The sequence below is a fragment of the Mycobacterium sp. genome (genome assembly GCF_049281135.1).
Classification (GTDB): Bacteria; Actinomycetota; Actinomycetes; order Mycobacteriales; family Mycobacteriaceae; genus Mycobacterium.
Genome location: NZ_JBAPRN010000544.1, coordinates 1 through 5,623 on the forward strand (window position 1 = coordinate 1; position 5,623 = coordinate 5,623).

The 5,623-nt window shown below is 65.1% G+C and carries 1 protein-coding gene; it reads left to right on the forward strand.

Going from position 1 to position 5,623, the window contains the following annotated elements:
- Positions 1-5,623: amino acid adenylation domain-containing protein (locus tag WAN02_RS21340; protein WP_422266212.1), on the forward strand; the 5,623-nt coding region annotated here is incomplete at both ends.

Sequence of the window (5,623 nt, forward strand, 5' to 3'; positions counted from 1 at the left end):
CGTGCTGTGCAAACCACGCGATATCTTCACCGAGCAAACCGTCACCCGACTGGCCCAGGTAGCCGGCGTCGTCGCCAGCGAAACCCGCCCGACCGACGACGGCATCGGCCAGACGCGTTCCGGCGTCTCGCCCGCCCACCTGAGCCAGCAGCAGCTCGATGAGCTGGATCAGCGCTACGACATCGCGGACATTTTGCCGCTCACCCCCCTGCAGCAGGGGTTGTTGTTCCACTCCAGGGCGAACGCCGAGGATCATGTTGATCTGTATGCGCTGCAGCTTGATTTCGGCGTAGCCGGCGCTCTTGATTCCGACCGGCTGCGCGAAGCCGTGCACACGGTGGTAGCCCGGCATCCGAACCTGGCGGCACGATTCTTGGACGAGTTCGACGAGCCGGTGCAGATCATCCCGGCTGATCCTGTGCCGGGGTGGCGCTATGTCGATCTGGGCGGCGGCCTCAACGTCGATGAGCAGATCTCGCGGGTGTGCGCCGCCGAGCGCGCCGCCGTATGCGACCTTGGCGGCCCTTCTGCGTTTCGGGTGGCTTTGCTCCGCATCGCGCCGGAGCGGCACCGGTTGGTGCTGACCAACCACCACATCGTGCTCGACGGCTGGTCGTTGCCGGTCCTGCTGAGGCAGATTTTCGCCAGCTATGACGGACGACCACTCGCTTCAGCCGGGTCGTATCGGACACTCTTTACCTACCTGGCAGATCGTGATCTTGATGCCGCCCTCGCCGCTTGGCGTGATGTGTTGGCGGGCTTCGACACCCCGACCCTGGTAGACCCGTCGGATCGATTGGGCCTGGGCGCTCGAGGCGCGCATTCGTTTCGGTTGTCCGCCGAGACCACCCAGGCCGTCGGCGCGCTGGCGCGTTCGTGTCAAACGACCGTCAATACCGTGCTCAACGGCGCCTGGGCGCAACTGCTGATGTCGCTGACCGGTCACCACGACGTCGCCTTCGGCACCACCGTCTCGGGTCGACCGGCCGAGGTCGCCGGATCCGAATCGATGGTGGGCTTGTTGGCCAACACCGTGCCGGTGCGGGCAACGGTCACCTCATCAACCACTACCACAGACCTGCTGAATCAACTGCAACGCGCTCGCAACCACACCCTCGAGCATCAGCACCTGGCACTGAGCGAGATCCACCGGATCACCGGTCACGAAAGGCTGTTCGACACCCTCTTCGTCTACGAGAACTACCCGATCGACACCGGTGACTTGTTTGGTGGACGCGAGCTGACCGTCACCGAGTTCGTCAGCCACGAATCCACTCATTACCCGCTGACGTTAGCGGCCGTGCCGGGTCCTGAAATCGAGCTCCGTCTGAAATGTCGCACCGACGTGTTCGAACCGCACATCATCGAGGCGCTCATTGACCGGTTCCAGCAGATACTGCTGGCGATGACCAGCGATCCGAGCCGCCGGCTCTCGTCGATGGATCTGCTACATGGGCGCGAGCACGCACGGCTGGACGAATGGGGCAACCGAGTGGTCCTGACCCAGCCTGCCACCACCACAGCGTCGATTCCGGTGTTGTTCGCCGCGCAGGTGGCCCGCACGCCCGATGCGGTGGCGCTGAGCTGCGGGGCTCAGTCGATGACCTATCGCGAGCTGGACGGGGCAGCACACCGCTTGGCGCACGTATTGGCAGCTCATGGCGTGGGTCCGGGTGCATGCGTGGCACTACTGTTTGCTCGTTCGGTTGAGGCAGTCGTTTCGATTGTGGCGGTGCTGAAGACCGGCGCGGCTTATCTGCCGATCGATCCGGTGTATCCCGACGACCGGATCGGGTTCATGATGACCGATGCCGCGCCGGCAGTGGCGATCACCACCGCCGGGCTCGCCGACCGGCTCGCTCGGTTCGGCCTGCCGGTCATCGACGTCGCTGACATGCCGGACCGTGCGGTTAACGGCCAACCCGGTGCGGCGCTGCCGGCGCCCGCGGCCGACGACATCGCGTATTTCATCTACACCTCGGGCACCACCGGTGTCCCCAAAGGCGTTGCCATCACCCATCACAACGTCACCCAGCTGATCGAGGCACTTCACGAACACGCACACCTGCGACAGCCCGCAGGTGTCTGGACCCAGGGCCATTCCTATGGCTTCGATGTCTCGGTCAAGGAGATCTGGGGTGCGCTGCTGAGTGGTGGGCGGCTGGCGGTAGTGCCAGAGTCGGTGGCAGGTTCACCAGAACACCTGCGCGCCTTACTGATCGCGGAAAACGTCAGTGTCCTCACATCGACCCCGCGCGCGCTGGCGATGTTGTCGCCACAGGGTTTGGAGTCGCTGGCTGTGGTGGCGGTTGGTGGTGAGCCCTGCCCACCCGATCTGGTGGACCGCTGGGCGCCTGGGCGGGTGATGATCAATGCCTACGGCCCGACCGAGACGACGGTACGGGCGTCGGGAAGTGCGCCGCTGATCGCGGGGACTGCGTCGGGGGTGGCGCCGATCGGTTCGCCGGTGCCGGGGACGGCGTTGTTCGTGCTGGACGGGTGGTTACGCCCAGTGCCACCCGGCGTGCTCGGCGAGTTGTATATCGCCGGCCACGGGGTCGGCGTGGGGTATTGGCGACGAGGGAGTCTGACCAGCTCACGCTTTGTCGCCTGCCCCTTCGGCCCACCCGGAACACGGATGTATCGCACCGGAGACCTCGTCCGCTGGCGCCCCGACGGACAACTCGAATACCTCGGGCGCGCCGACGAACAAGTCAAAATCCGCGGCTACCGCATCGAACTCGGCGAAATACGCACCGCACTGGCCGGCCTGACCGGCATCGAGCAAGCGGTGGTCATCGCCCGCGAAGACCGCCCCGGCGACAAACGCCTCGTCGGATACGCCACCGGCACAGCCGATCCCGCCCGAATACGCACCCAACTCGCCGAGCGGCTGCCGGCCTACATGATCCCCGCCGCGGTAGTGATGCTCGACGCGCTACCACTGACCGTCAACGGCAAACTCGACACCCGCGCACTACCGGCACCGCACTACCAAGACGGCCAACGATATCGTCCCCCAACCAACGCCGTCGAAGAGATCCTGGCCGACATCTACGCCCACGTACTAGGACTCGAACGCATCGGCATCGACGACTCCTTCTTCGAACTCGGCGGAGACAGCATCCTGTCCATGCAAGTCGTGGCCCGAGCCCGCGCCGCCGGCGTGCTGTGCAAACCACGCGATATCTTCACCGAGCAAACCGTCACCCGACTGGCCCAGGTAGCCGGCGTCGTCGCCAGCGAAACCCGCCCGACCGACGACGGCATCGGCCAGGTAGTTGCCACCCCGATCATGCGCTGGCTGCACAGCGTCCAACACCCGATCCGGTTGTTTTGCCAGATGGTGGCAATCTCGGCGCCAGCGGGCGTATCCGAGGCTGACACGGTGATCCTGTTGCAGGCCTTGGTAAATCGCCACGCCATGTTGCGGCTACAAGTCGATGACGACGGCGCCGGGAACTGGCTACTTGTGACACGGCCGGCAGAGTCGATAGATGCCCGGCAGTGTCTGCACGCGGTGGACGCGCTGTCCGATGACGCGTTGGTGCAAGCCCGGTCGCAGTTGGACCCAGCCGCCGGGGTGATGCTCCGAGCGCTGTGGGTGACGTCCACTTCGAAGCTGGTTCTGATAATCCATCATCTGGCCGTCGATGCGGTCTCGTGGCGGATCTTGCTTGACGACCTCAACGAGGCCTGGGGCTTATACCGTGCCACCGGGTTAGCACGGTTGGCGTTGCGGGGGACATCATTTCGTCAATGGGCTTCCGTCCTGACGGAGCGGGCCCGCTCGGATGCGGTCGTCGATCAGTTGCCGGTGTGGCGCGAGATCGCCGCAGTGGGTGGTGCGCTGGCCCCCGTCGAGCCCGAGGTGGATACCCATGCCAGCGCTGCGCACCTGTTGGTATCACTGGACGTCGAGACGACTCGCGGGCTGCTCGCTGAGGTCCCGGCGGCATTCCATGCCGGAGTGCAAGACATCATGTTGATTGCATTCGCGTTGGCGTGGACGGAGTTTCTCGGTAGCGACGGTGGGGCTATCACCATCGACCTGGAGGGCCACGGCCGCCACGAAGACCTGGCCCCCGGTGTCGACTTGTCCGAGACGGTCGGCTGGTTCACCAGCAAATATCCGGTGTGTTTGACACCCGATCGGTTGGCGTGGTCACAGGTGGCCGCCGGCCACCCGGCGTTAGGGGCTGCGGTCAAGAAGGCCAAGGAGCAGCTCCGGGCCGTACCCGACGGGTATACCTACGGGGTATTGCGCTACCTCAATGGTGAGGTCGATCTGGCAGGCGCGGATCCGCCAATCGGATTCAACTACTTGGGTCGTGTGGGTGGATCGCGGAAGCACGCAGAGGCCGGCGAAGGCTGGCAGATGTCGGGCGGGGGCACGCTATTCACCGATGCGGCACGTGCGGGATGGCCGATGCCGCTCGGCCATACCGTGGGGGTCAATGTCGTCACGCTTGACACCGACGCCGGACCACAGCTGCAAGCCACCTGGACGTGGGCGCCCTCGAAAATCACTGCAGTGCAAATAGACATGCTGAGTCGGTTGTGGTTCGATGCGCTGGCCGGCATCAGCGCGCATGTGCGCGACGGCGGCGGCGGGTTCACCCCATCGGATTTTGCGCTGGTGTCCGTGGCCGCCGACGAGCTCGAAACATTGCAGTGCGCCTACGAACTCGCTGATGTGCTGCCGTTGACGCCGCTGCAGCAGGGCTTGTTGTTCCACACCAGCGCGAGCGCCGAGGATGACGCCGACCTGTACGCGGTGCAAGTCGGCATCGCTCTGACCGGTCCGCTCGACCATCATCGTCTCCGCGATGCCGTCCAATCAGTGCTTGACCGTTATCCCAACCTGGGTGCCCGATTCGTCCACCAACGGCTTGACGAGCCTTTGCAGATCTTTCTGAAGAACCCTGTGTTGCCTTGGCGCTACGTCGATCTCGCCGACGAGAACAACGATGTCGAGCACCGAATCGAGCGGGCATGCGCCGCCGAACGTTCTGCAACCTACGATCTAACCCACCAGTCACCGCTGCGCGCAATACTTTTCCGGCTCGAACCAGAGCGGTATCGGTTGGTGCTGGCCATCCACCACATCGTGTGCGACGGCTGGTCCGGGCAGATCCTGCTGAGCGAAATCTTCGCCGAATACGACTTGCAGCCATTGTCCGCCCCGGCCTCCTATCGCGACTTCCTCGCCTGGCTGGCCGGCCGGGATCGCGAGGCGGCGCACGCCGCGTGGCGCCGGGTGTTGGCCGGCTTTGACGCCCCCACCCTGGTAGGTCCGCCGCGGCGGCTACGGCTGGGCCCCCGAAGGGTGACATCGTTCCGTCTGAACGAGGAGACGACCCGCGCGCTTGGCGAGCTGGCGCACTCGCGCCACACCACGCTGAACATCGTGTTACAGGGCGCGTTTGCGCAGCTGCTGATGTGGCTGACCGGCCACCGTGACGTCGCCTTCGGCACCACCGTCTCGGGTCGGCCCGCCGAGGTGGCCGGCTCCGAATCGATGGTGGGCCTGTTGATCAACACCGTGCCGGTTCGGGCGACCGTCACCGCGACCACCACGACCGAAGAGCTGCTCGACCGGCTGCAAACGGCGCACATCGAC